Source organism: Thalassobaculum sp., from assembly GCF_040219215.1.
Classification (GTDB): Bacteria; Pseudomonadota; Alphaproteobacteria; order Thalassobaculales; family Thalassobaculaceae; genus Thalassobaculum_A.
The window spans coordinates 38,785-64,700 of sequence record NZ_JAVJSX010000032.1 but is presented as its reverse complement, the minus strand read 5'-3'; the positions used below and the strand labels follow the sequence as shown (position 1 = coordinate 64,700).

Here is a 25,916-nt window from a genome sequence, read left to right as displayed (position 1 = left end):
CACCGGGAGGCCCAGACCATGGTCGACACCGAGGCACGGATCAACGCCGTGCGCGCCTTCAACCGGTTCATCACCCGCCACGTCGGGGCGTTGAACGAGGGACTGCTCGACAGTTCGTTCTCGCTGACCGAAACCCGCATCCTCTACGAGTTGGCGCACCGTCCGGGCGTGACCGCCAGCGACCTGCGCCGCGACCTGGGCCTCGACCCCGGCTATCTCAGCCGGATCCTGCGCAATTTCCGCGAACGCGGGCTGGTCGACACCACATCGGCACCGTCCGATGCACGCCGCCAGGAACTGACACTGACCGAAACCGGCGAGCGCATCTTCGCGCCGCTGAACCAGCGCTCGCGTGACGAGGTGGCAGCCATGCTGGCGCCGCTGTCCGAAGCCGACCAGGCCCGGCTGGTCGAGGCGATGCGCACGGTCGAGACCCTGTTCGGTGGCGGCACCACCAAGGCCGATGGCGTCGTGCTGCGCCCACACCGGCCCGGCGACATGGGCTGGGTGATCCACCGCCACGCCGCGCTGTACGCCCAGGAGTACGGCTGGGATAACAGCTTCGAGGCCATGGTGGCGGAAGTTGCTGCCGGATTCATCCGCAACTTCGACCCCGAGCGCGAGCGTTGCTGGATTGCCGAACACGACGGCGAGCCTGTGGGATCGGTGTTCGTGGTCCGCGCCGACGAGACCACGGCCAAGCTGCGCCTGCTGTATGTCGAACCGTCGGCACGCGGCCTGGGAATTGGCCGGAAGCTGGTCGATGAGGCAGTGGCGTTCGCGCGCGCAACCGGTTGCCGACGCATAGTGCTGTGGACCAACGATATCCTGACCGCGGCGCGCCGGATCTACGAGACCGCCGGGTTCACCCTGATCGAAAGCGAACCGCACCACAGCTTCGGCCATGACCTGGTCGGCGAGACCTGGGCGCTGGAGCTGTGAGCCCGTACCGGCTGGCCATCCTGGCTGCCGCCGCGACCGGCATCCAGGTGGGAGCGAACATCGTCGCGACCCGTTTCGCGGTTGGCCAGATCGGCCCGATATCGCTCGCCCTGCTGCGCTATGCCATCGGTTGCCTGATCCTGGCGCCGGTGGTGCTGGCGATCGGCCGACCACGGTTCGCGTGCCGCGACATCGCGCCGATCGCTGTGCTCGGCATCCTGCAGTTCGGCGTGCTGATCGCGCTGTTGAATCTCGCTCTGCAGTACATTCCGGCGGCCCGCGCCAGTCTGATCTTCGCCACCTTCCCGCTGCTGACCCTGGTGCTCGGTGCCGCCACCCGGCGCGAGTCCCTGTCGGCGCGGGTGACTATCGGAGTCACGATTTCGATCCTCGGCGTCGCCCTGACCCTTGGGGAAAGCGCCGTGATCGCGGATACCGGTGGCCCAGACGCCGACATCGATGCCTGGATCGGCGCCGGCGCGGCACTGGGTGCGGCGTTCACCGGCGCGGTCTGCTCGGTCCTGTACCGGCCATACCTGCAGCGCTATCCGACATTGCCGGTCGGTTTCGTCGCGATGGCCGCCTCGGTTGCCTTCCTGGCCGTGCTCGCCACCGGCGAGGGCTTCTTCAATGCCTGGCCACAACTGGACACGATCGCCTGGGCGGCCGTGCTGTTCATCGCCGTGTCCAGCGCCGGCGGGTATCTGGTGTGGCTGTATGCCCTGCGCCACGCCCCGCCGACCCGCGTCACCATGTTCCTCGGGCTCAGCCCGGTGACCGCCGCCCTGCTGGGCACCCTGCTGCTGGGCGAGCCGCTGACGGCCGGTGTGGTGGGCGGGCTGGTGCTGGTGGTGGCGGGGCTCGGGGTGGCGTTACGATAAGCAGTTGCTGCCAGAATATGGCATCATGCGGCGCACTTCGGAAAGGCTGTCGCCATGACACGCGCCGCGCGCCTGCTCGACCTGATCCAGGTTCTTCGCCAGCACCGCCGGCCGGTAACGGGGCAGTCGTTGGCCGACCAGCTTGGGGTCAGCATTCGCACACTGTACCGGGACATCGCCACACTGCAGGCCCAGGGCGCGCACATCGAGGGCGAGCCGGGTCTGGGCTATGTGCTGCGACCCGGCTTCATGCTGCCGCCGCTGATGTTTTCCGAGGATGAGATCGAGGCCCTGGTGCTCGGCTCACGCTGGGTCGCCGACCGCGGCGACAGCCGGCTGGCGGAAGCGGCACGGATTGCGCTCTCCAAGATCGCCGCGGTGCTGCCGGCCGATCTGCGCGACGACTTGGACGCCTCGGCCCTGCTGGTCGGCCCCGGCTGGGTTGAGCCGGACGCGATCGACCTCGGCATCATCCGCAAGGCGATTCGGGCCGAACGCAAGCTTGGCATCACCTATCGCAATGAGAGCGGGGCGCAGAGCGAGCGGGTCATCTGGCCGTTCGCGCTGGGCTTCTTCGACCGGGTGCGAATCGTGGTCGCCTGGTGCGAACTGCGGCGCGGCTACCGGAACTTTCGTGCCGACCGGATCATCGACTGGACCGAAAGCGTCGAGCGCTACCCACGCCGCCGCCAGGTCCTGCTGAAGGAATGGCGGGAAACCGAACTGCGCGCGGCCAAGATGAAGCGAAACGCTGATACTGCCATAATTTGACAGTATAACACGGCATGTTCTCGGCCATCGCAACCGGAAGACCAAGCCATGCCGACCCCGACATTCATCATCCTCTACGTCGCCGACCCATCGGCAAGCGCCCGCTTCTACGCCGGGATACTCGATCGCGCACCTGTCGAATCGTCCTCTGAATTCGCGATGTTCGCCCTGGATACCGGGACCATGCTGGGTCTCTGGGCCCGGGACGCCGTCAAGCCCGCCACCGACCCGTCCACGGGTGGGGCGGAGGTGGGACTGCCGGCCGACAGCGCTGCCGCCGTCGACACCCGGCACGCCGACTGGGCCAAGCGCGGCCTGCCGATTCTGCAAGCGCCGACGTCCATGGATTTCGGACGGACCTTCGTCGCCAGCGACCCCGACGGCCACCGGCTACGGGTGTTTGCACCGGCCGCCAAGTGATTCCCGTCCAGCCGCATCGCGCTTCTTCTTGAAAGGAAAACCCGTGACCGAGACCACTCGCATCCAGGCCACGATCGACACCATGACGTCGGCCCTTGCCGCCCATGACGTCGACACGATCCTGACAACCTATGAACCCGGTGCCGTTGTCGTCGGGACGCCGGAGCAACCCACGTCCGGTGCTGCGGCCCTACGGGCGTTGTTCGAGGGCTTCGTCGCCACCGACCCGAAACTCAGCTTCTCGGGGCACTCGATCATCCAGGCCGGCGACATCGCCCTGCATCTGAGCCCCTGGTCGATGACCGGTACCGCGCCTGACGGCAGCGCCATCCGGGACGGCGGGTTATCGGTGGCGGTACTGCGACGCCAGATCGACGGTTGTTGGCTGATGGTGATCGACGAACCGCATGGCGACGGCCTGATGGCACGTTGACCGTCGGACCGCAGGCCCTTCCAGCGCCATGCTCATGATGGAAGGGGCGCGCCGGGTCTCGGTTGGTTTCGCGAGGTCGCATCAACTCGGGGCTGCAGAGTACCGAAGCAGGACGATCCCGTCGCCGAACGTCACGCACTCCGTGAGATCGAGGCGTGCGGCCCAGTTGTCCGGAAACAACCGCAGGCCGCGACCGAGAACCGTTGGGTAGACCATCAGCCGAAACTCGTCGACCAAGCCGTGCGGCAGCAGCGAATGGATCAGCGTCGCACTGCCGAAAACCAGGATGTCGCCGTCCGTGCGGTCCCTGATGTCGCGGACCTGACCCGGAACATGTCCCGACAGTACCGTTGTGTTGTTCCAGTCGGCCCGCTCCATGGTGTCCGACGCGACGTATTTCGGCAGGGTATTGATCCGGTTGGCGTATCCGGCCTCGTCCTGAACCTGGGGCCACACCGCGGCGAAGCCGTCATAGGTGCGTCGACCAAGCAGCACCGCCCTGGCCGACATCAGTTCAGAATGCTTGAAGGTGTCGCCGGCCGGCCCCCGGCTGAACGGCCCGGTCCAATCACCAAGACCGCTGTTCTCCATGCCGACCGGATCCTCGATGACCCCGTCCAGCGAGATGTACTGCGTCGCAACGATCTTCCCTGACACCACTGCCTCCGGAACTCAGAACTGGCTTCCGGCCAGTAGCCATCAACGCCGCGCGGTCGGCTCCGGTATTGATGGACGATCAATCGGTTGGCGGCGGCGAACGACGCTAAAGCCTTCCGTCCAGCATCGAACGCAGGGTTGTCAGCCCTCTCGCCAAATCGTCGATTGATCCGTTGGTCAGGCTGATCCGGACGGCACGACGGTTAGTGCCGTGGGACGGCGTGAATGAATCCGACGACAGCACGGCGACCCCATGCTGTTCGGCATAGGCGGCGAACTCCTCCGATCTCCAGGGCTCGGGCAGTTTCAGCCAGACATGCAGCGCCGACGGATGGCCCATGCCCGAGAGCCCATCCAGAACCTTCGACGCAACCGCCTGACGCCGCCGTGCCTCTTCCCGCAGCCGGGCGGCCATCGACCGCGCACGGCCGCTGGCGATCCATTGTGCCGCGATGTGGCCCAGTATCGGCGACGTCATCCCGCTGGTGACCTGCAACCGGTCAAGCGCCCGGCGGTGCAGCGACGCCGGCGGCAGCAGCCATCCGACCCGCAACCCCGGGGCCGCCGCCTTGGACAGGCTGGTGACGTAGCAGACCCACGCTGGAGCAAGCGTCACCAAGGGCGGTAACCGGTCCGCGTCGGGCAGCAGCGGCCCATAGACGTCGTTCTCGATGGCGAACAGCCGCCGCCGCTTGAGGATTGCGGCAATCTCGGCCCGGCGCCCGGCCGGCATCACCGCCAGCGTCGGGTTCTGGAGATTCGGGACAACGATCAGAGCCTTGGCCGCCCCCGCCTCAAGCGCGCGTTCCAGACCGTCGGGCGTGACGCCGTCGGAATCCAGGGGCACGACATCGATCGTCAGCCCCAGCGCGTTACACAACCCGATCACCCCTGGCGACGCGAGTTCCTCGACCAGAACCCGGTCGCCCGGCTGGCAGATCGTCAGAAGGCTGATCAGAATCCCGTGCATCGCGCCCGAGACGATCAACAGGTGATCCCGTGTGACCGTCACGCCGAGATGGTCCAGCCATTCGGCGCCGGCTGCCCGCTGCTCTGGACAGCCCTCCGCCGTGCGGTAGCCCAGCAGACCAACCGCCACATCATCCCGCAGGCCCGCGAACACCTGCTCAAGATCCGCCGGACCGGCCGCCGTGCCGGGCAGATTGGTGCTCAGGTCAAGACCGGCGAACTGCGCTCCCTTCGGCCAGTGCACCGGGGACGGAACAGGCTGCGTGCGCACGAACGTCCCGCGCCCGACTTCCGCGCTGATCAAGCCGCGCTTGACCGCCAGTGAATAGCCGCGGTTCACCGTCGTCAGGTTCAGGCCGACGGCCCGCGCCAGGACGCGTTGGGTGGGCAGACGGGTGCCCGGCGTCAGCCGGCCGGTCTTGATCGCCTCTGCGATTTCATCGGCCAGCGCCGCGTAACGCGAGCCCTTCCGGGCGGCCAGATCCGGCTTCCACATTGTTCGACAAACAATTGTTCTGATTTCAGATCTATCAATGAAATTGTTTGGCGTACCCGTCAACGGCAATCTTGCCAGCACCCGAATGATGGAGCTTGTCAGTGCCAACACGCATCCAGACCGACAAGACCGGCGGATTCCGACCCGCTGCCATCAAGGCGCCGTCATGACGCGGCCGGGTGGGCCGGTCGCCCGGCGGGCGCTGGTGACCGGCGGCAGCCGGGGGCTAGGCATGGAGATCGGGCTCGGCCTTGCACGGGCCGGATACTCCGTGGCGTTGAACGGCCGTACCGGTTCGGTCCTGGAACGGACGCGCTCGGAGATGCTGCAGGAAGCCCTCGATGTCATTTCCATCTCCGGTGATGCATCGGTGGATGCCCAACGCATCGTTTCCGAGGCGGCCGGCCGGCTTGGCGGGCTGGATGTCGTGATCCATGCGGCCGGCGTGCGCGACCGCAGGATCACCTCCGACCTGGACACCCAGGCATTCTCCGACCTGCTGGGCGTCAACCTGACCAGCGGCTATGCCATCGCCCGTCAGGCGCTGCCCCTGCTCCGGCAATCAAGCGCAGGACGATTGATCTTCGTGACGTCGATAGCGGCTTCAATCGCACGGCCCGGCGACCCCGCCTACGCCGCGGCCAAGGGTGGTCTCGCGGCGCTGGCCAGGTCGCTGGCGGTTGAATTCGCGGCGCAGAACCTGACGGTCAACGCCATCGCTCCGGGCCTCTTCCTGACCGAAGCCAACCGTTCTCTCGCCGACGATCCGGCGATCGCCACCTTCCTGAACGCACGCGTCCCGGTCCGGCGCTGGGGCCGGCCGGAGGAGATCGTGCCGGCAGCACTGTTCCTCGCAAGCCCGGATGCGAGCTACGTCAACGGCACCACCATCACCGTCGACGGCGGGCTGTCGGCGAAGATGTGAGCGCCGTCCGGAAGACCGTTGTCTGCACCGTGGACACCCCGCATGGATCGGCTAGTCTCCCCTCTCGATCAACCGGCCGTGGCCGGATCCGATGACATTCAGGGAGACTCTCCATGGCCGGCCGGCTCCAGGGAAAGAAGGCGCTCGTCACCGCATCGGCGCAGGGTATCGGGCGGGCGACCGTCGAGGCGTTCGCGCGCGAGGGGGCGCAGGTGATCGCGACCGACCTGAACGCCGCCAAGCTGGCCGAACTCGACGGTGTGCCGGGCATCACCACCCGGGTCCTCGACGTCCTGAACGCCGAGGCCATCAAGGCTGCCGCAGGCGAGATCGGCCCGGTCGACGTGCTGTTCAACTGCGCCGGCTACGTACACCACGGCACCATCCTGGAATGCGACGAGGCGGCCTTCGATTTCTCGATGAACCTGAACGTCAAGGCGATGTACCGGATGATCCGGGCGTTCCTGCCCGCCATGTTGTCGGCGGGCGGCGGATCGATCATCAACATGGCCTCGGTGTCATCGAACGTGAAGGGCATCCCGAACCGCTTCATCTACGGCGCCAGCAAGGCGGCGGTGATCGGCCTTACCAAGTCGGTCTCGGCCGACTTCCTGAAGCAGGGCATCCGCTGCAATGCGATCTGCCCGGGCACCGTGCAGTCACCGTCGCTCGACGACCGGATCAACGCGTTCGACGACCCGGTGCAGGCCCGCAAGGACTTCATCGCCCGTCAACCGCTCGGCCGGCTCGGTACGGCGGAGGAGATCGCCGCCATGGCGCTGTACCTCGCCGGTGACGAGAGCGCCTACACCACCGGACAGTACTTCATCGTCGACGGCGGGATCGCCGGCTGATGACGGAACGGAACTCGACGGTCGCCCTCGCCGACATCCGGGCGGCACGGTCCCGCCTCTCCGGCAAGGTCCGCCTCACACCGGTGATCGACGCGGCACCGATGCGCAGCCCGGTCATTCCGGATTCCCGCCTGGTGCTGAAGCTGGACTGCCTGCAGCCGACCGGCAGCTTCAAGGTGCGCGGTGCGGTCAACACACTGCTGTCGATGCCGCAGGATCAGGTGGCGCGTGGGCTGATCACCGCATCCGGCGGCAACCACGGCCTGGCGATCGCCTATGCCGCGCGAATGGGCGGGACCCGGGCGATTATCTACCTTCCGGCCAGCGCGCCGAAGGACAAGGCTGAGAAACTGAAGGCCTGGGGCGCGGAGGTGGTCATCGAGGGTGCGGTGTTCGATGAGGCTGCCCTTGCCGCCACCGCCCGCGCACAGGCCGAGGGCATGACCTTCGTGCACCCGTTCGCACCACCTTCGGTGATCGCCGGCCAGGGCACGGTCGGGCTGGAGATCGTCGAGCAGATCCCGGACGTCGACACCGTCCTGGTGGCGATCGGCGGCGGCGGCCTGATCGCCGGGCTCGCCACCGCGATCAAGGCGGTGCGGCCGAACGTCCGGATCGTCGGGATCGAGCCCGAGGGCGCCCCCACCCACCACGCCAGCCGGGCGGCCGGGCGCATGGTGACCCTCGACGCCATCACCACGGTCGCCGGTACCTTGGCACCACGCCGTACCGAAGCGCTGAACTTCGAGCTGGTGTCGGCCCATGTCGACGAGTTGGTGCTGGTCTCCGACGACGCCATGCGCGAAGCGGCCCGCTGGCTTTGGTTTGAATGCGGCCTGTCGGCGGAGCTGAGCGGGGCCGCCGGCATCGCCGCACTGATGAGCGGTGCGGTTACCGTCCGGCCCGGCTCCACCGTCTGCGCCCTGGTGTGCGGTGCGGGAACCGACGGGATGGGCTAGACCGGCGTCCTACGGCCGGCCGCCAGCAGCTAGGCGGCGGTTGATCTTTTCGATCACGGCCGGCAGGTCGGCTACCGAGTCGATGACGTAGTCGGCTCCGGCCTGGGCCAGCCGCCGGGTCGCCGCTGCACGTCGCCGCTTCTGCTCGTCCTTCGGCAGCGCCTCCCATTCCTCGCGCGACAGCCCGACCTCGTTCCCGCTGACGCTGACCCCAACGGTCCACATCCCGGCGTTCAGTCCCTCCAGGATGCCGGGGATGGTGTCGTCGACCTTGACGCAGCCGCGCACGGTGCCGATGCCGAGCTCGAGCGCGCATTTCAAGGCCATGTCCGGGGCGGGGCGGCCGCGCGGCACGTCGTTCGCGGCCACGCAGACATCCGGCTTGTACCCCTGGGAAGCGGCCAGACGCTCGTTCACCGCGCTCATTTCTGAGTTGTAGCCGGTGTTGCCGGCGATCTTGACGCCACGCTCGCGCAGCCAGGCCGCGGTCTCCGCCGCACCCGGGATCAGGTCGGCGTGGCTGGCCAGCGTCTCGATCTGCAAGGGGATGAACGCCTTGTAGATCGCATCGATGTCGGCCTCTGAGGGCGCGCGGCCGTGCGCTGCTTCAAAGCGCTTGGCAATTCCCGGATCGGCCAGCAGCGCCGCCACGTGGGCGCGCTTCTCGGAGCCCATCGGGCCACGGGCTTCGTCCACCGAGATAGCGACGTCGAAGCGGCGAAACACCTCGACGAACGCCGACGCCGGCGCCCGGCTGCCATAATCGACCACTGTCCCGGCCCAGTCGAAGATCACCGCCTCGACCGTGGCGTTGCTCTTGTTCATGTCGTTCCCTCGTTCAGGCGGCGCGACGATGCGCGACGCCGAGATCGTCCAGCACCCGCGCCACCGCCGATACCACCTCACCCATGATCTGTGGCGTCAGCACGCCGAGACAGCCGATGCGGAAGGTCTCGGCTGCCGTCATCTTGCCCGGATAGATGATGAAGCCCTCGGCCTTCAGCCGATCGTAGAACGCCTGGAAAGCGAAGTTCGGATCGTCCGGGCAGCGGAACGTGACGATGATCGGCGACTGCAGTGCGTCGGGAATCAGCGGCTCGATGCCCAGGCCGCGCAATCCGTCGACGATCGCGCGGTGGTTGGCCGCGTATCGGGCGCCCCGAGCCGGCGTGCCGCCCTCGGCCGTATGCTGGTCGAGCGCGGTGTCGAGCGCGGCGATCACATGGGTCGGCGGCGTGTAGCGCCACTGTCCGGTCTTCTCCATGTAGGCCCACTGGTCGGCCAAGTCGAGCGACAGCGAGTGGGCGTTGCCGATCATCGTCTTCAGGTCGCGTCTTCGAGCAATCACGAAGCCGACGCCGGGCACGCCCTCCAGGCACTTGTTGGCCGACGCTATCACCGCGCACAGATCGAGTGCCGCGGTCGGGATCGGCAGCGCGCCGAACGTGCTCATCGCGTCCAGGATCAGTCCGCGACCGCGGGCGGACACGATCCGGGCGATCGGTTCCAGCGGATTCAGGATGCCCGAGGTGGTCTCGCAATGAACCAGGAGCACATGGCTGATCGACGGGTCGGAAGTGAGTATCCGGTCGACCTCCACCGGGTCAGGCGGCGTGCTTTCGTCGGTCGTGTACAGGTCGTACTCGCGGCCGATCCGCGCCAGGGTCTCCGCGGCCCGTTTGCCATAGGCGCCGTTCGCGAGCACCAGCGTGCGTCCGGTCCGGGGCACCAGCGTGCCGAGCGCGGCTTCCACCGCGAAGGTGCCGCTGCCCTGGATCGGCACGCAGGTGTAGCTGTCGTCGGCCTCGGCGACTGCCAGGAGCCGGGCACGCACGCGGGCGGTGATCGACTTGAAGTCGCCATCCCACGATCCCCAATCCCGCAGCATGGCAGCCTTGGTCTCCGGCGACGTGGTCGCCGGGCCGGGGGTGAGCAGGTAGGGATCGCGCGCCGTCATCTCGAGCCTCCGCCAGCCGGGAATGGAATAGTGCTGTGGAGATATCGGATTCCGCTGCATTAATCGAATTGATATTTTTTTGAGCTCCATTAATTTAATTGTATGCCGTTAACCTTTGGCTCTCACGCTTCGTTAAGACTGTCGGTGCTCAGATACCGTCGAGGCCGGGCGGACCAGCAGCCTCAATCTCCCAAAAGAGATCGCATTGCGAACCGGTGCTCCCGGGAACTGGTCCACCATGGGAAAACGCCATCGCGGCCCGCCGTCGTCGTTGTACTCGGCGGCCTGCCAAGATGAGCGCCCCGCCTACCGACAAGCAGCTTCGCGCCTTTCATGCAGTCGCCGAAACCGGCAGCGTGACCGATGCGGCGCGCCGGCTCGGCATCACCCAGCCCGCCGTGACGGTGCAGGTCCGCACGCTCGAGCGCGAACGCGGCGTGCGGCTGTTCGACCGCGGCTCCGGAGGCTTGACCCCGACCGAGGCCGGCGAGGCCCTGCACCGCATCACCCGCCGGCTGTTCCGGCTGTACCAGGATGCCGCCGACGCCCTGCAGGGCGCGGCGGAACTGACCTTCGGCACCCTGCGGATCGGCGCTGACGGCCCGTTCGCGGCGATCCCGGTGCTGGCCCGGTTCGTCGATCGGTATCCTGGCGTCCGGATCGAGGCGCGCATGGGCAATGCGCCGGAGACTCTTGCGGCGCTCTCCGACTCCCGTGTCGATGTGGCTGTGCTGTCACTCGACGGCGCCAAGCGCCCGGCCCTGCACATCAGGCCGCTGCACGACCAGGGCCTGCGCATCGTGATGCCACGCGATCACCCCTGGGCCGGACTGAACGTGATCAGGCCATCCGACCTCGACGGCGTGACCATGGTCGGCCGCGAGCAGGGTTCGGCCACCCGCGACGCGCTCGACCGCGTCTGCGCCGCCGCCGACGTGCGTCCCGCCGTGCGGCTGTCGCTCGGCAGCCGGGAAGCGGTTCGCGAGGCCGTGGTCGCGGGTCTCGGTCTGGCGGCGGTACTGGACGGTGAAGCCGGAAGCGATCCCCGCCTGGTCGACCGGCCGCTGGATGCCAGGCCGAGCGTCCGGCTGGTGGTGGCCTGTCTGTCGGAGCGGCGAGATCATCCACCGGTGCGGGCGTTTCTGGAACTGGCCGAGAAGCCCTGACGCGGCCGCTACTTCGCCTCGCGCCGCAGCAGGAAGCGAAGCTCCTCACCCTCCTCGGCGGCGACCAGGGTGTGGCCGGACTGCCGGGCGTAGTGCCGGAAATCCAGCACGGCCGCCGGATCGGTCGCCAGCACCTCCAGCAGCGCACCGACCGGAATCCCCGTGATCGCCTTTCGCGCCTTCAACACCGGCAACGGGCATTTCAAGCCACGGACGTCCAGGACCTGGGCTGGCGCTTCGTGGATCGCTTCCTTCGTCATCGAGTCGCTTCCCGCTCTGCAAGCCGGCGCGCGGGCGCACCGGTCGGATCGCGGTCGACAATCTCGCGGATCATCTTGCCGAGCAAGGTGCGGGTGAACCCGCGCTCGTCATCCGCCACCACCACGAACGCGCCGATGCCGCCAATCACGTCGTTGCGGTAGTGCTCGTCCAGCGGTTCACCGCGCGGACCGCTGCGCACTCCGCGGTTGGCGACGACCAGGGCGTTGATGGTAACGCCTTCCGCGACCACGCTGTCGCGGATCAGGTCGAGCGGCCGGCCACCGATCTGCGGTCCATCGCCCGAGACGTCGATGACCTTGCGATCACTGTCGATGCGGTTGTTTCGGATGAGGTCTGCCGAATAGGCGATGGCCTCGCTGATCGAGTTATAGCCCCACGCCGCACGGGGCGCCGCGCGCAGCGCCTGCCCGAACGCCCGGGCGTCATCGGCCCCGGCAATCACCATCCAGTCGACAATCGTGTGCTGGCTGAGCGGGCTGCCCCATTCGACGTAGGCAACCGCGATCCGCCCGTGCCCGCCGCTGGCGATGGCGTCCAGAACTTTCGAATCCGAAAGTGCCGCCGCATAGCCTTCACGCTGCAACCGGAGTTCATCATCGTCGATCGAGCCCGAGCCATCAGCGGCAAAGACCAGTTCGAGATCAACCGTTTGAGCCCGAGCGCTGGGCGATCCCGACAGCAGCAATGCCAGCACAAAAAGCAGGCAGACTGTGGAAAACAGAAAAACTGCCGGTCGATGGCCGAGAGCCGATATCCAACGATCGATTTTCGATCGGAAAGTCGAGGACGAAATTTGGTCCAGCCAGAACGGCTCTGGAACAAAACGCCTCGGGCTCGGAAGGTCGAAAACTATCCACACGCTATGCACAACCTTGCGTAAAGGGCTCGCCGGATAGGATCGCGCTTTGCTCGCCGGTGATCAATTCACACTTGCAGAAACGTCCGGAGAAGCGGCCACCAAACGCTCAAGCGAACGTCAGGGAGCTTCCCAGAACAGCTGGGTGAAATTATCTAAAATTTTCGAAATTCGATCATATCGCCTTACCAGCACTACCCGGCCTGAACCAGCCGTCCGGCGATCCGATCAGCCTCGCTCTGGGCTCGGTCGTAGATGAAGTCCAGCACTGCCCGAACCTTGGCAAGGCGCGCCAGATCGCGGTGCACCAGCAGCCACAGATCGACCCCGGGGATCGCTTCGTCGGGCAGCAGGCGCACGACCCCTTGCACACCCTCGGCCACCATGCACGGCACCAACGCGATGCCGACTCCCATCCGCGCCGCCGCCAAACGGGCGCTAGCCGGGTTGGTCGAGAAGATCGGCACGGTGTCACCGATCTGCCGGCGCAGCCAAGTCACGGTGACGTTCTCCGGAAACCCGTCGAGCCAGTCGATGACCCGATGATCGCGCAGATCACCGGGCGTCTTCGGCGCGCCATGCAACTCAAGGTAGGTCGGCGACGCATACAGACCGAAGCCCATCACCCCGATCTTTCGGATCGACAGGTCGCCCTGTTCCGGCCTGGCCAGCCGGATCGCCACATCGGCTTCGCGCCGGGACAGGTTCAGCATGCGGTACTCGTTCACGAGGTGCAGCCGGATGCCCGGATGCCGCTGTTCCAGCAGCGGCAGGTTGCGGATCAGGAACGGGACCGTCAGGGATTCGGTTGCCGTCACGGTCACCGTGCCGGCCAACCCGCGATCCTCGGCGTCGAAGGCCCGGCCGAGCGCGAACATCTCGGACTCGATGCCGCGCGACCGCGCCAGCAGCTTCTCCCCCGCCGGCGTCAGGCCGTAGCCATCCTGCCGGCGGTCGAACAGCCGGACGGCGAAGCGTTCCTCCAGCGCGTCGACGTGGCGACTGACGGTTGCCGGGTTGACATGCAGCGACCGTGCGGCCCCCGACAGGCTGCCCTCGCCCGCCACCGCCAGAAAGTATCGCAGATCGTCCCAGTTCACCGGTCGCCCCAGTTCGCTTGCCGTCCCGTTCCCCGGGAAGCCGGCACATGCTCGATTGATGCAAAGCCAAGCGCTATGATCCGGTCTTCGTTTTGCGGATGCAAGGGCGACAGGAGGTGGCAATGGCGAGCGTACGGGTAGTCGGAACCAACCACACCAGTTTCACCGTCCGAAGCCTGGACCGGGCGATCGCGCTGTTTCAGGACGGCCTCGGCTTCGAACTCGTGTCGAAGGGCCCGCGCAATCCGGCGGCGATCCAGGCGATCACCGGCGTGGTCGGCGGCGACGTGACCATCGCGTTCCTGCAGGGGCCGAGCCATCGGGTCGAACTGATCGAGTATCACGCGCCGGCGGCGCGCGGGTCCAGCGCGCCCAGGCCGTGCGATTCCGGGTTCGCCCATCTGGCGCTCGACGTCGGTGACATGGACACCGCCCTGGTCGTCGCGCACGAGCACGGGCTCGGCCTCCTGGGCGCCGTCTATGTGATCGACCAGGGGCCAAACGCCGGCCGGCGCGTCGCCTATTTCCGCGACGACAACGGCCTGACGCTGGAATTCCTGGAAGCGAAGCCCTGAGGGTCGCGCAGGTCCGGCAGGTCGGACAGCGCCACCCGCAGAGCATCGTCGAGAACCGAGTGCAGCACGCCGTCGTCGAGCGCCGCGCGCGCCGCGAGACCGGTCGCCACGACCGCCGACACCGGTGACAGCGGCAGCCCGCCATCGCCGCGTCCAACCGTCCGTCGGGTGTGCCAGCGTGGCCGACCGTCGGCCATGGCGAGGATTGCAATCTCGACCCCGATCCGGGTTTCGGACCACACCACACCCCAGGCCCGTCCACCCCAGAACCGCGACACCACGGCGTGCTCGCATCCGGCGAGGTCGGCGAACCGCCGGCGATCGTCCAAATGCTCCAGATCGAGACCGAGGCGCCGGGTCAGCGCATCCCGTCGCGACCAATCGATCACCCGTTCGATCCGCCCGGACAGATGACGAGCCAGGGCAGCTTCGGCATCAGCGGCCGGCAATCCCACCGGTCGCGGAACCTCGGCCGGCATCACGACAACGCAGGACGGCGGATCGACCAACAGCATTGGATCATCGGTCACGCCCACCTTGGTCCCTGGGCCATCCGTTGCCCGCTCCGACGCACAGGCCGTCAGCAACAGCAGCAACAACCCGGTCAGCGCCCGCATCGCGACACCGCCCCGAGGTCAACGGTCCCGGCCACCGCGGAACCGTTCAGCGTGATGTCGGCAATCGTCAGACGATCCGCACCGATCGCATATCGGGCACGCACGGCGCCGCCGGTCCAGCTGCTGTCGAGCAGCCGGTCAAGCCCTCCCAGCAGTTTCGCGTCCCAGGCGCGCTCGACACTCGCCACCGGGATGCCCGCGCTCAACCCATGCCGCGTCCTGATTGCGGCGATCATCGCACCGTCCGTGGCCATCCCCTCGACATCGCGCAGCAAGCCCGACGGCACTTGCTCTGGATTGGGCGTCCATGACAGCCCTGGAGGATCACCGGCGCGCCAAAGCTTGCCGCCGGACAGCAGCAGCACCGTCCACCCGGCACAGCGTTCGAGGTGCTGCAGCAGCCGGCGCCGGGAGGCAGGATCATCCGGCCAGGCGATCTCGATCGATGGTCCTTCACCCTTCTCGATCCGGTCGAGCAGCAGGCGGCCACGGTCACCGTCGACAGGCGACGGCCCGACCGCGCCATCCGGCATCGCCTGCGGATCGGCGACGGCACGAACCTGGGGTATCGGAACCCCGGCCTCAGCTGGCGGGGGCAATGCAACGCGGCTGAGCCGGGTCGAATGCTCCGGCAATGGCTCCACCAAGGCAGGGACGGACCGCGGCTCTGCTGTCACAGACGGCTTCCGGTCGGCCGGCATGGCTGCCACCACCACCATCACCGCGCCCAGGAGAAACGGCGACAGCAGCGCGCGGCGACCGGCCATCACCGTTCACCCCCTGTCCGCAGAAGCAGCGCCTCGGCGTCGCGAACCAACGCGCGCAATCGCCGCCCGCGGTCGTCCGCCGTCACTGCCGGAGTGACGGGCGGCGGTGCCATCACCGGCGAGGGTGCCGGAGCGGGATCCACCGGCTCGGCCGGCAGCACGATCGTCTGACCGGCGTTTGCCGACGACGGGTCCATCGCCACGGTGGTCGACGGCGCCGCTCCTTCCGGCAGGTCCGCCCGATCTCCCCACAGGAGCCAGACCAAAGCGGCCCCAACCACCAGATCGAACAGCACCCACCTCACGGCCGCACCTCCCGCGACGCCAGCACCAGGATCAGTGCCCGCAGGCCGGCGGCCGTTGGCAGTCCGACCACGGTAGTAGCGAACGCCAGGGCGAAGCGGCCGGTCAGTTCGCCGATCACCTCCTGGACGCTGGCCGGCGTCAGCGGCCGGTCCGCAAGCCCCCCGATGCCGAGGCTGATGCCCAGCAAGGTAAAGGTCAGGGCCAGGGTGGCGACGCCTGACGCCGCCTGCAGGCCGATCTGCCGCCAGCGCCGGTTGCCGGGGTCGCGCGCCAAGCGCACCGCCGACGCGGCAGAGGCCACCGTCAACGCGGCGAACACCGATGGAAAGACGAGACCAACCAACGAAGCGGCGCGTTCGACGGCGTGAGTGGGCGACCAACCGGCCAGAACCTGCACGCCGGCGAGCGTCAGGACTGCCGCGCCGAGCAGCATGGCCGTCGCCTGGGCGATATCGGCCCAAGCGGGCGGAACGCAGAAGATGGGCCGCCGGTGCGTCACGGCCGTCACCGGCGTCCGACCCGCGCCGATCTCAACCGACTGCTCGACAATCCCAGTCGATCGAGCCACAGCTCAAGCGGCGTCAGCCCCTGCTCCACCGAGGCGTGGACCAGGAAGGTCAGGTCGTAATCTGCGAAAGCGCGGCGTGCCAATGCATCGGGCTCCGACGCGGAGCGGGTATCGCGCAGCACCATCCGCTCCAGATCAACCAGCCGGCGCAGGGCCGGTTCGGCACGAACCTGGCGGGTATCGGGGTCAAGCGCCGGATCGAGCAGTATCGCCAGGAGGCCGGCGCGCTCCCGCTCCAGGTTCTCCAGGGGACCGGCCGCAGCGGATCCCGCAAGCAGTGTTGCGGCGACGAGGGACAGACCGAAACCACGCATGGCACCTCTCCAATCTTGATGGACGATCAGTTCGGGGTGATGAAGAAGCCGACGGCGGCGCTTACGTCCCGGGTCTCGGGCCGATCGGCGCTCCGGACCTCGCGATCGGCCACCTCGTCGGCCATCGCCATGGCGTCGAGCGCCACCAGCTTGGCCAAGTAGGCAAGCACCAGGTCCTGCTGGTCGAGCAACGCCAGGTCGGCCTCGGCCCGGGTCGCGAGGTGGCGCAGGAAGTCCTGCTTGTCGACGCTTTGCCCGTCGACCTCCGACGCCTGGGTCAGCGGGTGAGCATTGATGGCGGTGACCAGTCGGTCGATCGCCTTGGCGTGCCGGCGGTACTCGCTGCCGTAGCGGCTTTCGGCCGCCGCTCCGTCGGCGAACAGCTTCATGTCGACCTTCTCGACCGACGCTTCGAACCTTCTCTGCGCCGCCCGGCGGTTCTCGGCCAGCCTGGCCGCCGCCGGATCCTCTCCGGCAGCACCGTCTCGCTCAATCCGGCCGAGCAGGCGGGCATACAGCGCCCGCTGGGCCTTCAGGCGTTCGCGCTCCAGGTCATGCCGGCGGCCCATGAGCTGCAGGTAAGCCTGCTTTTCCTCCAGGAACCGCTGGCGCAGGGCATCACCTTCCGGTCCGGTCGCCGCCTCGGCCGCGGCCTGCAACTCGCCGAGCCCGGCGCTCTTGTCGACCAGCGCTCGACCGGCATCGTCCAGGGCGGCGGCCAGCGGCGATTCCTGGAAGTCCCGCTCGATCGCCCGCTCCAGGTACCCCGTCGGCAGCCGCATCAGTCGTTCGCTCGCCACCGGCCGCCACTCCACGCTTCCCGACCCGGCGGTGTCGGCCATCGCGACCGGCGCGGCGGCCAGCCCAATCAGCAGGATGGTGGTGGTTCCACGCATGGCCGACCCCTAACCGCGGCGCCAACGCGCCAGGCGTCGAAGCTCATCGCCAAGGGCGCCGGTCACGTTGGCCGGCCCCCTTGGCGCCGCCGCCCCCGCACCGACGGTCAGGACCGCCGAGACCGAGTCGATGAACGAGGTACCGTCGTCGAAGTAGAGATCGCGCTCCGGAAAGGCCGCCTGAAAGCGTTCCAGGCCGGTTCGTGCGCCGTCCGGATCGCCACCTTTCAGGCGCGCCTGAATGGCCGTTCCGTATGCGTGCATGCGTTCCTCCGGAGCCAGAGCAGCCGCCTCGGCACCGAGTTCGCTCTCACATCCTTCAAGCACTCGTGCCGCCGACAGGTAGCGCGCCGGAGACCCGGCCTGGGCCGCCTGACGGTCAAGCTCCATCCCCTGGTCCCGGCACGCCCGCCAGTCGCGCATCGCCTGCGCCTCCTGGAAACGGGCCTCACGGAAGCCGATGCCGGCAGCGTCCGGTGGCGGCGCGAGGCAGCCTGCCAACCCGGCGCAGGTCAGCGCGATCAGCACGGTGGATGCGGCAGGGGTACGCGGCATGACGGGCCTCCTCGGCTTAATGCGCTCAGCGCATGGGCTATGGAGACCGCAGGCAGGTTTTCGGGAGATCAGGCGCGCGGCTGGACCCGGTGCCGCACCGTTCGAACGTCCAGTCCCAGTTCGATCAGTTGTTCGGCGAGCCGGTCGAAATCATCGGTCGAGAGCGTCTCGGCCCCGGCCAGCGCCCGAGACACGTCCTCCCGGTCCTCACCGGACACCACCAGCAGGCTCCGGAAAACCACCGGACGGCGGACCCAGGACGGCGCGGCCACTCGAACCTCCGCCGTCTCGCCGGGTGCAAGCAATCCGGCGGCGATGTCGATCGACTTGGCGTTCCCGGAATACTCGCGAAACGTGCCTTCGACGACGGCCACCAGCCAGATGAAGCCACCGGTTGCGCCGCCATTGACCGCCTGAACGGTCAGCGCGCACACACCGGGTGGGGTCTCCTGTCCCGGTTCAACCGGGTCGGTGCGCTGTTCTCCTGCGCACGAGCCACCGGTCGGCCGGCGTTCAAAGGTCAGCAGCCGTACCAGCGCCGGGTCGAAGGCCTGCAATGCGGCAACCGGAGGCGGCGCCGAAAGTGCGGGGCTCGCGATCGGGGGCGGTTGCTGGTTCAGCCAAGCGAACGCGCCAACCGCCACGCCGGCGACCCCGATGAGCGCCGCGACGAGCGGCCAGCGCCCGGAGCGTCGCTGGATAGACGATCGCTCGATTCCAAGTCGTGCGAGCACCGCTCCAACGGTGCCGGCCTCGACGACCTCGGCGCCACCCGGCAAATCGCCCAAGGCTCCGGCCTGCCCGGATGGCACAACCACCAGCAGGCCGGTCCCGGCTTCCGCGAGCATGACGTCCGAACGGCGCCACTTCTCGGAAATCCGCTCGACCGGGCGGACGACCAGATCGCCGTCAACGGCACCGGACACCCACAGCACCCGGTCGGCAGGCTCATCGTCCTCGGCCAGCCGGTCGGCCGTCTTCAACCGGTGGGCCAGGTACAGCCCGAGCTGCCAGCTGTCGCCGTCGTCAATCGGTGCCGAGACATCGACCCGGAACGACGGATGGCCGACCGCGCGTTCGATCACCCCGGTCGGCGCCCGCACGAATGCATCATAGGCGCGGCTGATCGGCAGGGTGGTGGTACTCCGCCCGAGGCAGACCACCGAGCGCACCGCCGGATCCTCGGCCGTCACCCGCAGAACCGTTGACGGGCCTTCGGTCGTGGCAATGACGACGCGAACCCGGCCGGTCAAAGCAGGAAGACGACAGCCGTGGGATCGCTGATCGCGCGCACCAGTGCCGAATGGGTCTCCGCCAGCAGCTGAACGCTGCCATCGACCGGGGCTTCGAGCGCCACCGTCTCCGGCGCGCCGTCGGGCGGCAAGACGGTCAGACGGGTTGGGGCCGGGGCCGGTCTCGGTGTGTCGAGCGCGATCATGATCCAAGTCTGATCCGGAGCCCCCCGCGCCGGCAAGAGCCGAAGACGGAAGCCGTCACCGCCTCGTTCGCTGACTGGGTGCCCGGTGGCTGCGGCAGCCACGCGCGGAGCGCTGGCGATGGCAGACCGTGCCAGCATACCGGCCAAGGTCGCCCGCAGATCCGGGTGCCGGATCAGTGCAGCCCCGAGTTCGGCCCGTGGAATGGGGACGGCGCCGGTCACGTGCGCCCACAACGCCGACGGAGACGGCTTCGCACCGACCGGCCGGTCGGCGCCAATCAGCGCCGCGGTCTCCAGCGCCAGGAAGGATGCCTCGACGACTGCCCGTTCGCCTGGTCCCATATCACTCCAGCGGCCGGTCACGACGACGCCTCGTACAGCGCACTGAACCGGGCGGCGAACAATGTCCGATCGGCCGCGAAGCGGTGCTCCCGTTCCGCTGGCGGCAAGACTGCACTGACGGCCTTCCGCACCCCCTCCAGCAGATCGCGGGCCGCCCGGACCGCGGGCGCGCCGGCGGCAAACCCATCGCCGGACGCCGGGTCGCGGCGGTCCTCGACGCTGAACCCGCGCCGGCTGATCGACCGCAGCGCAGCCCGAGCCTGCCCCAGAACATCCGCGGCACGACCGCCGACGACCTCCGAATCCGCGAGTGCGGCCAGGATTCCGCCCAACGCGACAACCCGGTTGTCACCGGAACCCGAGGCCACACCTCGAAGCGGCGACAGGTCGGCATCGGGCGCGTGCACCAGCAGTTCGACAGCCGCTTCTGCCCGACCGGCCTCCAACAACGCGGCAAGCGCCGCCAGCGACAGGCGATGCAGCTGCCGGTCCAGCCGTTCCCACTGTTCAATGCGCTCGCCATAGGACTCGCATTGGGCGAGCCCGACCAGCATCGCGACCTCCGCCGGGTCGGATCGGCGCCGGATCGCCTGGGTCAGGCGTCCCTGGGCGGCGCCGAAGGTCTCTACCCGCAGCACCGACAGCGGCAGCGCCGGTCCCTGCACCCCCAGCGCCGCGATCAGGTCGAGCGCAGCGGTTTCCCGGCCATTCAGGAATTTGATCGCCGACGCCGGCGGAGACGCCAGCCGCAGCAGCGGGTCGCCCGGTCCGTCATGGGCCTCCAGAACGCCCAGCAAGGTATCGGGGTCCACTTCACCCGCCGAACGGTCGCCGCCGATCGGCACGGCTGAATCGACGGACCTTCGCTCGAATCCGGCCTGCATGGCCGAGCGCAGTCGCGCGACCTGCTCGACAGCCGCCCGGAACGTCCGGATGTCGCCGCCATCGTCGTCGGTCTCATCGCCGCCGCCGCTCCAGAATGCCAGCACCATGGCGTCGTCCAGATCGTCGAGCGTGAATCCACCACCGCGCGCAGCCATCAGGAACCGTGTCAGCCGCCGGTAGCTGCGCAGCGCCTGGGCGGTCGGCAGGTGATCCTTCAGATGGTCGTACAGCAGCCGCGACAGCGTGTTGGCATGAGGACCGGCGGCGCGGAGCGCGAACCGGTCGTCCAACCAGCCCCGGAACACCCCGTCGACTGCGCGCCAGCCGAGCGCGGTGATGGCGAACTCGACCAGCGCCGCGAGGAACGCCATCCGCCCGTAGGTCACCCGGAATGGCCCATCCGGATAGGCGATCTCGACGCCGTCCTCAACCAGTGCGAAATCCACATCAAACGCCCGGCACCCTGCCGACGCCTTCTGGATCACGCCGCGGAATGTCGCGGCGCGCGCCACCGGCACCGCAAACAGGATCGCCGGCCAGCCGTGACGTCCGCCGGCCGCTTCGGCGATGCGGATCAGGTGCATCAGCTCAAGCAACGGCTTGCCGTAGGCCCGCGCCGAGATCGTGCGCATCAGGTCGCGCACCACCAGCGGCCCGTACTTCGGGCCGGCGCCGAGGTCGGTTTCAGCCACCGTGCGCAGCGCCTGATCCAGCGCCGTACTCCGCCCGCCGTCGATTGCAGCCTGTTCGGCCGACACCCCGTCCATCGCCCGCACGACCCTCATCAGATAGCCCCCACAAACACTATAGAAGGTTGCAGACGCGTCCAGTCCGGCGATGCTTTCATTCGCCGCGCAAAGCGGTCAGCAGGGTGCGGAATCGTTGTTTCTGAGCATCGATTCGCTCCAGCAGATCGCTCGTATCGATGCGGTCGCCGCGCCGTCGGTGCCGGGCCTCGGCGCCGTCGAGTGCGGCTTCGGCGAGAGCCAGGAAGCGGCGTCGACGTTCCTGCGGCCGCCAGTCGGCGGTCGCTTCGTCCAAGGCAGCGATGCGGGCCGCTCCGACCGCCACCGACGGCAGACGTTCGGTGGCAGCCACCCTGGGCCTGCCCCCACCCTCAGCGGCCGCAATCATCCGCCGTACCGCGTCGTCGCGGGCGTTCCGCCGCTCCAGCCGCAGCACCTTGTCGACATAGGCCCGGGTCGCCGGGATCACCCGGGCAGCCTCGCCCGAGCCGACCCGCGAGCCGCCGTTGTAGTGCGACAGCGCCAGATCCCAGCGCTCGCCGTAGCGCGCGATCAACTGGTCCAGGAACGCGATGCCGATCTGGACGTTCAGCCGCGGCTCCCACAACTCGTCCGGCTGCACCCCGAACTCGCCGCGCCCGGTCGCCGGCATGATCTGCATCACCCCGCGCGCCCCGGCCGAGCTCTCGGCGTTCGCGACGAAGTCCGACTCGGCCTCGGCGACCGCCAATGCCAGCGACGGCGGAACCCTACGGCTGCCCAACGCCTCCTGGACAACGATCCGGCGGACCTCCTCGCGATCGGCCTTGGCAGTCGCCCCGACTTCGGCAGCCGGAAGCACGATCAGGACGGCGAACAGGGCCGCACCGAGCTGGTTCATAGCCCCGCTCCCGTGCCCAAGGCTGCCAGCCAAGTGGCGTCGAGAGGAGCGATGATCAGATCGGCGACCGCGATCCGGGCACGAACCGCCAGCGCCTCCGACATCGGCAGGCGCGGATCGAGCGCCAGAACCACTCGCCCATCGCCTACCAGCGTCGTCGGATCGAGCGCCTGCCGATCGGCGTCGAGAAACCGGCCGCCGTGGAACACCACCAACCGATCGCTTTGCCCCAGTCTCTGGGATGGTGCCCCTGCCGGCGCTGCGGCCAGCGCCTCGATCCGATCGGCGCCGGACATCCCCGGTACCGGAGCGCCCATCGACACCAGCGTCAGCACCAGCAGGCAGAAGAAGCTCATCGCCAGGGCCAGGGCGATCTCGGTCATCGCGTGACCGGCCGGTCCGTCATCCATTTCCGCCTCCCTCCGGATCGTCTCCATGAGGCTATGGACGGCGGTGGCGGGTTCTCAGCCTCCCGAGGACTGCCGGGCCACGCTCGGCGGCAGCACGCGTTCGACCCGGATCTCGCCCGGCCGGACCGACAGCGACACCGCCCCGCCCGGGTCGAGACCCATGTCGACCAGCAGCAGCGTCAGCCAACGCTCCAGTGTGGCCGGGCTGGCGGTGGTGACGTACTCGTAGCGGCGCAGCGTCTCGCCCCGCCGGATCAGACTGTGGCTGCGGTACCCGGGGAACTCGTCGGTCATGACGTCGACGATCGCCATGGCATCCTGCGGCGCGAGATGACGCAGCGTGATCGTGAAGGCACTGTCGAGGGCGGCGGTTTCAGTCCCGGCAGAATCGGGCGGAGCCAAGTACGCCAGCTTGCGGGCCAGTACCGCACCCAGTTCAGCGGCAAGATCGCGGGCGCGTTCCGCCACCGCCTGCGACGCGCAGGCGTAGACCGGGCATCGGCCCGCGGTGGAAACCACCTCGGTCGGCAGATCGAACGCCCCCAGGAAACGGTTGCTGGTGGCATCGACGATCTCGCCCGACAGATGCAACTCGACCCGCGTGGTATAGGCGAGATCCTGCACGCTCCCCTCGATTCGGAACAGCACCGCCGCGCGCACCCGGTCGGACGCCCGCTCCGATGCGTTGGCCAGCTTGGCCACTTCCAGCAGGTCGAGCCGGTCGCGGCCTTCGGCCCGCCCCCATCCGAGCCCGGCGGCCACCGCGTCCTCGTCCACCACCCGGAAGCCGCGCGCTGCCATCGCCGCCTGCAACTCCGTCACCACCCGACGGAACGCCGGGTCCTGGCGAGGCAATGTATGGCCCCCGCGATCCTCGCCCAGCACCAAGACCGGGATCGGCCCTTCCTCGCTCGAATAGCCGCGGTCGTCCGCTCGGCCAGGTGTTGCGGCAGAAGCACAGGAGATCAGCATCCCGGCGGCAAGTGCCAGCAACAGCGTCCGGTTTGCCATGGTGATCGCAATTCCCATCGACATCGTTCCTGCTCCCTCTGTGCGGGCACAAACGCCGCTGCGGAAGCTATGGAACGCCGTGAATTACTCTGCGGACGCGCAACACCGGATGCAACCTTCCGCTGCCAATCCAGAAGTCGATATCAGCTGTTCTGGCTCTGCCCCAGCGCCGGTACTACGACGCCGGCGCGGCCGTTGCGCGCCCGCTTCAACGCCTTCTCAACGGTTGGCTCGTAGTGCACCAGGGGCGGCTTGATGCCGTGAACGAACAGTTCCTTGCGAAGCCCGTGCGACGTGCCGGTCAGCGTCACCCTCGCGCCGCGACGCACCGCCTTGCGGGCCAGACTCTCCAGGGTATTGGCGGCCGTTGAATCGAGGAACGGTACCGCTGCGAAATCGATGATCAACGTTCGATACGTGTCGTCGATGCGATCCAGCACCGAACTGATCGACGCGGCGGCACCGAAGAAGAACGCGCCGGAAATGCGGTAGACGACCACGTCCGGATCCGTCGATGACGCCTCGTCATAGGGCGCCCGGTCGCCGTTGCGGTCGTCGGGCCTGTCCTCGATGACCAAAGGAGCGTGCTGGGCAATCGCCGTCGTCTTGGACATTCGGTGAATGAACAGCACCGATCCAAGGGCGAAGCCGACGACGATCGCCTCGGTCAGGTCGCGGAAAATCGTCAGCAGGAACGTCGCCGACAGAACCGCCGCATCGCCGCGCGACGCTTTCAACAGGGTCAGGAACGCGTGCTTTTCGACCATGTTCCAGGCAACCACGGCCAGAACACCGGCGAGGCTCGCCAGGGGGATGTAGCTGGCCAGCGGTGCGGCAACCAGGATGAACAGCAAGAGAAAGGCCGAGTGGAGTATCCCCGCGATCGGGCCATGCGCACCGGCCCGGACGTTGGTCGCGGTGCGCGCGATCGTGCCGGTGACGCAGATGCCGCCGAAGATGCCGGAGGCCAGGTTGGCGGCGCCTTGCGCCACTAGTTCGCAGTTCGAGCGATGGCGGCGACCGGTCATCCCGTCGGCCACTACGGCAGAGAGCAGCGATTCGATCGACCCCAGCAGCGCAAACGCGACCGCGCTCGGAAACACCGCCTGGATCTTGGCTATGCTGAACTCCGGCAGTGCCGGCATCGGCAGGCTGTCGGGAATGCCGCCGAAACGGGTGCCGATGGTCGCCACCGGCAGGTCGAGCATGGCCGCCGCCGCCGCCGCGCCAGCGACCGCAATCAGCATGCCCGGCCAGTGCGGGCGAAGCCGCTTGACGCCGACGATGACGCCGATCGTCGCGAGCGCGAGCGCGACCGTCGGCGGATCAAACGTCGGCAGGCCCGCCCAGATCACGGGCAGCTTCTCGACCAGCGGCCCCGGCTCGCGTCCTGCGAGGGACAGGCCCAGGAGTTCCTTGATCTGGCTGGCGAAGATGATCACGGCGATCCCGGCCGTGAAGCCGACGGTCACCGGGTAGGGAATGAACTTGATGTAGGTGCCGAGCCGCAACAGACCGATCGCCAGCAACAGTGCACCCGACAGGATCGTCGCGAGTATCAACCCGTCCATGCCGTGCAGTTGGACGGTGGCCGCAACCAGAACGATGAACGCACCTGCGGGTCCGCCAATCTGGAACCGGCTGCCGCCGAGCGCGGACACCAGGAAACCGCCGATGATCGCCGCATAGAGACCCTGTGCCGGCGATGCCCCAGACGCGATGGCGATCGCCATCGACAACGGCAGGGCAACGATCGCGACCGTCAGCCCCGCCGCCAAATCCGACCGGAACTGCGAGACCCCGTAGCCTTCCCGCAGGACCGTGACGAGCTTCGGCGTGAACAGCTCCGCGAAGCCCGCTGTGGCTGCCGGATCGTCCGTTGAGGTTCTGGTGTTCATGATTTCCGACAGCCTTGGGATAAGGCGGCGGGATCGTCGG

At 68.1% G+C, this 25,916-nt stretch carries 31 protein-coding genes; 10 read left to right on the top strand and 21 right to left on the bottom strand.

The features are described from left to right. Positions 1-18 precede the first annotated feature (18 nt). From RIC54_RS21015 to RIC54_RS20995, 5 genes are read left to right on the top strand one after another with little or no spacing between them, the layout of a single operon-like run. Entirely contained in the window at positions 19-942 is a 924-nt protein-coding gene (locus RIC54_RS21015; protein ID WP_350089056.1) for a bifunctional helix-turn-helix transcriptional regulator/GNAT family N-acetyltransferase, read from the top strand. After that, positions 939-1,823, top strand: a complete 885-nt coding sequence (locus tag RIC54_RS21010; RefSeq protein ID WP_350089059.1) for a DMT family transporter — start codon at positions 939-941, stop codon at positions 1,821-1,823. Before RIC54_RS21015 ends, RIC54_RS21010 begins: the two co-directional genes overlap by 4 nt. 54 nt (positions 1,824-1,877) lie before the next feature. Continuing rightward, entirely contained in the window at positions 1,878-2,594 is a 717-nt protein-coding gene (locus RIC54_RS21005; protein WP_350089062.1) for a helix-turn-helix transcriptional regulator, read from the top strand. 48 nt (positions 2,595-2,642) lie between these two features. After that, positions 2,643-3,014 carry a VOC family protein gene (locus RIC54_RS21000; protein WP_350089065.1) on the top strand — a complete coding sequence of 124 codons (372 nt, stop codon included), beginning with the start codon at positions 2,643-2,645 and terminating at the stop codon, positions 3,012-3,014. A gap of 43 nt (positions 3,015-3,057) precedes the next feature. Then, positions 3,058-3,447, top strand: coding sequence for a YybH family protein (locus tag RIC54_RS20995; RefSeq protein ID WP_350089068.1), 390 nt, complete (start codon positions 3,058-3,060; stop codon positions 3,445-3,447). Between the two features lie 81 nt (positions 3,448-3,528). Here RIC54_RS20995 and RIC54_RS20990 read toward each other — a convergent pair whose 3' ends face one another. Continuing rightward, positions 3,529-4,104, bottom strand: a complete 576-nt coding sequence (locus tag RIC54_RS20990) for a dihydrofolate reductase family protein (RefSeq protein ID WP_350089071.1) — start codon at positions 4,102-4,104, stop codon at positions 3,529-3,531. A 106-nt stretch (positions 4,105-4,210) separates the two neighbouring features. Next, on the bottom strand, positions 4,211-5,569 hold the full coding sequence (locus tag RIC54_RS20985) for an aminotransferase-like domain-containing protein (RefSeq protein ID WP_350089074.1): 1,359 nt from the start codon (positions 5,567-5,569) through the stop codon (positions 4,211-4,213). 166 nt (positions 5,570-5,735) lie between these two features. Here RIC54_RS20985 and RIC54_RS20980 point away from each other — a divergent pair, with 166 nt between their 5' ends. The 3 genes from RIC54_RS20980 to RIC54_RS20970 all read left to right on the top strand — a co-directional run bounded on the left by RIC54_RS20980 (position 5,736) and on the right by RIC54_RS20970 (position 8,307). Beyond that, positions 5,736-6,494, top strand: a complete 759-nt coding sequence (locus RIC54_RS20980; RefSeq protein WP_350089077.1) for an SDR family NAD(P)-dependent oxidoreductase — start codon at positions 5,736-5,738, stop codon at positions 6,492-6,494. 113 nt (positions 6,495-6,607) lie between these two features. After that, on the top strand, positions 6,608-7,348 hold the full coding sequence (locus tag RIC54_RS20975) for an SDR family oxidoreductase (RefSeq protein ID WP_350089080.1): 741 nt from the start codon (positions 6,608-6,610) through the stop codon (positions 7,346-7,348). Further along, complete coding sequence (locus RIC54_RS20970; protein WP_350089083.1) at positions 7,348-8,307, top strand: threonine ammonia-lyase; 960 nt, start codon at positions 7,348-7,350, stop codon at positions 8,305-8,307. The genes RIC54_RS20975 and RIC54_RS20970 overlap by 1 nt, the downstream gene beginning before the upstream one ends. 9 nt (positions 8,308-8,316) lie before the next feature. Here RIC54_RS20970 and phnX read toward each other — a convergent pair whose 3' ends face one another. Then, entirely contained in the window at positions 8,317-9,132 is an 816-nt protein-coding gene (gene phnX / locus RIC54_RS20965; RefSeq protein ID WP_350089086.1) for a phosphonoacetaldehyde hydrolase, read from the bottom strand. Positions 9,133-9,145: 13 nt separating this feature from the next. After that, on the bottom strand, positions 9,146-10,264 hold the full coding sequence (locus tag RIC54_RS20960; protein WP_350089089.1) for a 2-aminoethylphosphonate--pyruvate transaminase: 1,119 nt from the start codon (positions 10,262-10,264) through the stop codon (positions 9,146-9,148). Positions 10,265-10,557: 293 nt separating this feature from the next. Here RIC54_RS20960 and RIC54_RS20955 point away from each other — a divergent pair, with 293 nt between their 5' ends. Next, positions 10,558-11,430, top strand: coding sequence for a LysR substrate-binding domain-containing protein (locus RIC54_RS20955; RefSeq protein ID WP_350089092.1), 873 nt, complete (start codon positions 10,558-10,560; stop codon positions 11,428-11,430). Between the two features lie 8 nt (positions 11,431-11,438). On the opposite strand, the gene RIC54_RS20950 is transcribed toward RIC54_RS20955, so the two are convergent. The 3 genes from RIC54_RS20950 to RIC54_RS20940 all read right to left on the bottom strand — a co-directional run bounded on the left by RIC54_RS20950 (position 11,439) and on the right by RIC54_RS20940 (position 13,668). Further along, complete coding sequence (locus RIC54_RS20950) at positions 11,439-11,690, bottom strand: sulfurtransferase TusA family protein (RefSeq protein ID WP_350089095.1); 252 nt, start codon at positions 11,688-11,690, stop codon at positions 11,439-11,441. After that, positions 11,687-12,406, bottom strand: coding sequence for a DUF1194 domain-containing protein (locus tag RIC54_RS20945; protein WP_350089098.1), 720 nt, complete (start codon positions 12,404-12,406; stop codon positions 11,687-11,689). The genes RIC54_RS20950 and RIC54_RS20945 overlap by 4 nt, the downstream gene beginning before the upstream one ends. A 356-nt stretch (positions 12,407-12,762) precedes the next feature. Then, positions 12,763-13,668, bottom strand: coding sequence for a LysR family transcriptional regulator (locus tag RIC54_RS20940; RefSeq protein WP_350089101.1), 906 nt, complete (start codon positions 13,666-13,668; stop codon positions 12,763-12,765). Positions 13,669-13,790: 122 nt separating this feature from the next. Here RIC54_RS20940 and RIC54_RS20935 point away from each other — a divergent pair, with 122 nt between their 5' ends. Then, positions 13,791-14,243, top strand: coding sequence for a VOC family protein (locus RIC54_RS20935; RefSeq protein WP_350089104.1), 453 nt, complete (start codon positions 13,791-13,793; stop codon positions 14,241-14,243). Here the strand turns inward: RIC54_RS20935 and RIC54_RS20930 are convergent. From RIC54_RS20930 to RIC54_RS20865, 14 genes are all read right to left on the bottom strand, one after another. After that, entirely contained in the window at positions 14,189-14,860 is a 672-nt protein-coding gene (locus RIC54_RS20930; RefSeq protein ID WP_350089107.1) for a hypothetical protein, read from the bottom strand. The genes RIC54_RS20935 and RIC54_RS20930 overlap by 55 nt on opposite strands. Next, positions 14,848-15,627 (bottom strand): hypothetical protein, encoded by a 780-nt coding sequence (locus tag RIC54_RS20925; protein WP_350089110.1) that lies wholly within the window; start codon positions 15,625-15,627, stop codon positions 14,848-14,850. The genes RIC54_RS20930 and RIC54_RS20925 overlap by 13 nt, the downstream gene beginning before the upstream one ends. After that, positions 15,627-15,932: a hypothetical protein gene (locus tag RIC54_RS20920; protein WP_350089113.1), complete on the bottom strand. Its 306-nt coding sequence runs from the start codon at positions 15,930-15,932 to the stop codon at positions 15,627-15,629. The genes RIC54_RS20925 and RIC54_RS20920 overlap by 1 nt, the downstream gene beginning before the upstream one ends. Beyond that, positions 15,929-16,432 carry a hypothetical protein gene (locus RIC54_RS20915; RefSeq protein WP_350089116.1) on the bottom strand — a complete coding sequence of 168 codons (504 nt, stop codon included), beginning with the start codon at positions 16,430-16,432 and terminating at the stop codon, positions 15,929-15,931. The genes RIC54_RS20920 and RIC54_RS20915 overlap by 4 nt, the downstream gene beginning before the upstream one ends. A 5-nt stretch (positions 16,433-16,437) precedes the next feature. Beyond that, a complete protein-coding gene (locus RIC54_RS20910; protein WP_350089119.1) occupies positions 16,438-16,815 on the bottom strand; it encodes a hypothetical protein in 378 nt (125 codons plus the stop codon). A gap of 26 nt (positions 16,816-16,841) precedes the next feature. After that, positions 16,842-17,711 (bottom strand): hypothetical protein, encoded by an 870-nt coding sequence (locus RIC54_RS20905; RefSeq protein WP_350151393.1) that lies wholly within the window; start codon positions 17,709-17,711, stop codon positions 16,842-16,844. Positions 17,712-17,720: 9 nt separating this feature from the next. Beyond that, positions 17,721-18,266 (bottom strand): hypothetical protein, encoded by a 546-nt coding sequence (locus RIC54_RS20900; RefSeq protein WP_350089125.1) that lies wholly within the window; start codon positions 18,264-18,266, stop codon positions 17,721-17,723. A gap of 68 nt (positions 18,267-18,334) precedes the next feature. Further along, a complete protein-coding gene (locus tag RIC54_RS20895; RefSeq protein ID WP_350089128.1) occupies positions 18,335-19,459 on the bottom strand; it encodes a hypothetical protein in 1,125 nt (374 codons plus the stop codon). A gap of 56 nt (positions 19,460-19,515) precedes the next feature. Continuing rightward, complete coding sequence (locus tag RIC54_RS20890) at positions 19,516-20,067, bottom strand: hypothetical protein (protein ID WP_350089131.1); 552 nt, start codon at positions 20,065-20,067, stop codon at positions 19,516-19,518. Further along, the gene (locus RIC54_RS20885) at positions 20,064-21,716 is read right to left on the bottom strand and encodes a hypothetical protein (protein WP_350089134.1); all 1,653 of its coding nucleotides are present in this window, start codon (positions 21,714-21,716) and stop codon (positions 20,064-20,066) included. The genes RIC54_RS20890 and RIC54_RS20885 overlap by 4 nt, the downstream gene beginning before the upstream one ends. A gap of 58 nt (positions 21,717-21,774) precedes the next feature. After that, positions 21,775-22,557, bottom strand: a complete 783-nt coding sequence (locus RIC54_RS20880) for a lytic transglycosylase domain-containing protein (RefSeq protein WP_350089137.1) — start codon at positions 22,555-22,557, stop codon at positions 21,775-21,777. After that, positions 22,554-22,967, bottom strand: a complete 414-nt coding sequence (locus RIC54_RS20875; RefSeq protein ID WP_350089140.1) for a hypothetical protein — start codon at positions 22,965-22,967, stop codon at positions 22,554-22,556. The genes RIC54_RS20880 and RIC54_RS20875 overlap by 4 nt, the downstream gene beginning before the upstream one ends. Positions 22,968-23,021: 54 nt before the next feature. Next, positions 23,022-24,002 carry a hypothetical protein gene (locus RIC54_RS20870; protein WP_350089143.1) on the bottom strand — a complete coding sequence of 327 codons (981 nt, stop codon included), beginning with the start codon at positions 24,000-24,002 and terminating at the stop codon, positions 23,022-23,024. Positions 24,003-24,121: 119 nt separating this feature from the next. Beyond that, positions 24,122-25,876 carry a SulP family inorganic anion transporter gene (locus RIC54_RS20865; RefSeq protein WP_350089146.1) on the bottom strand — a complete coding sequence of 585 codons (1,755 nt, stop codon included), beginning with the start codon at positions 25,874-25,876 and terminating at the stop codon, positions 24,122-24,124. Positions 25,877-25,916: the final 40 nt, after the last annotated feature.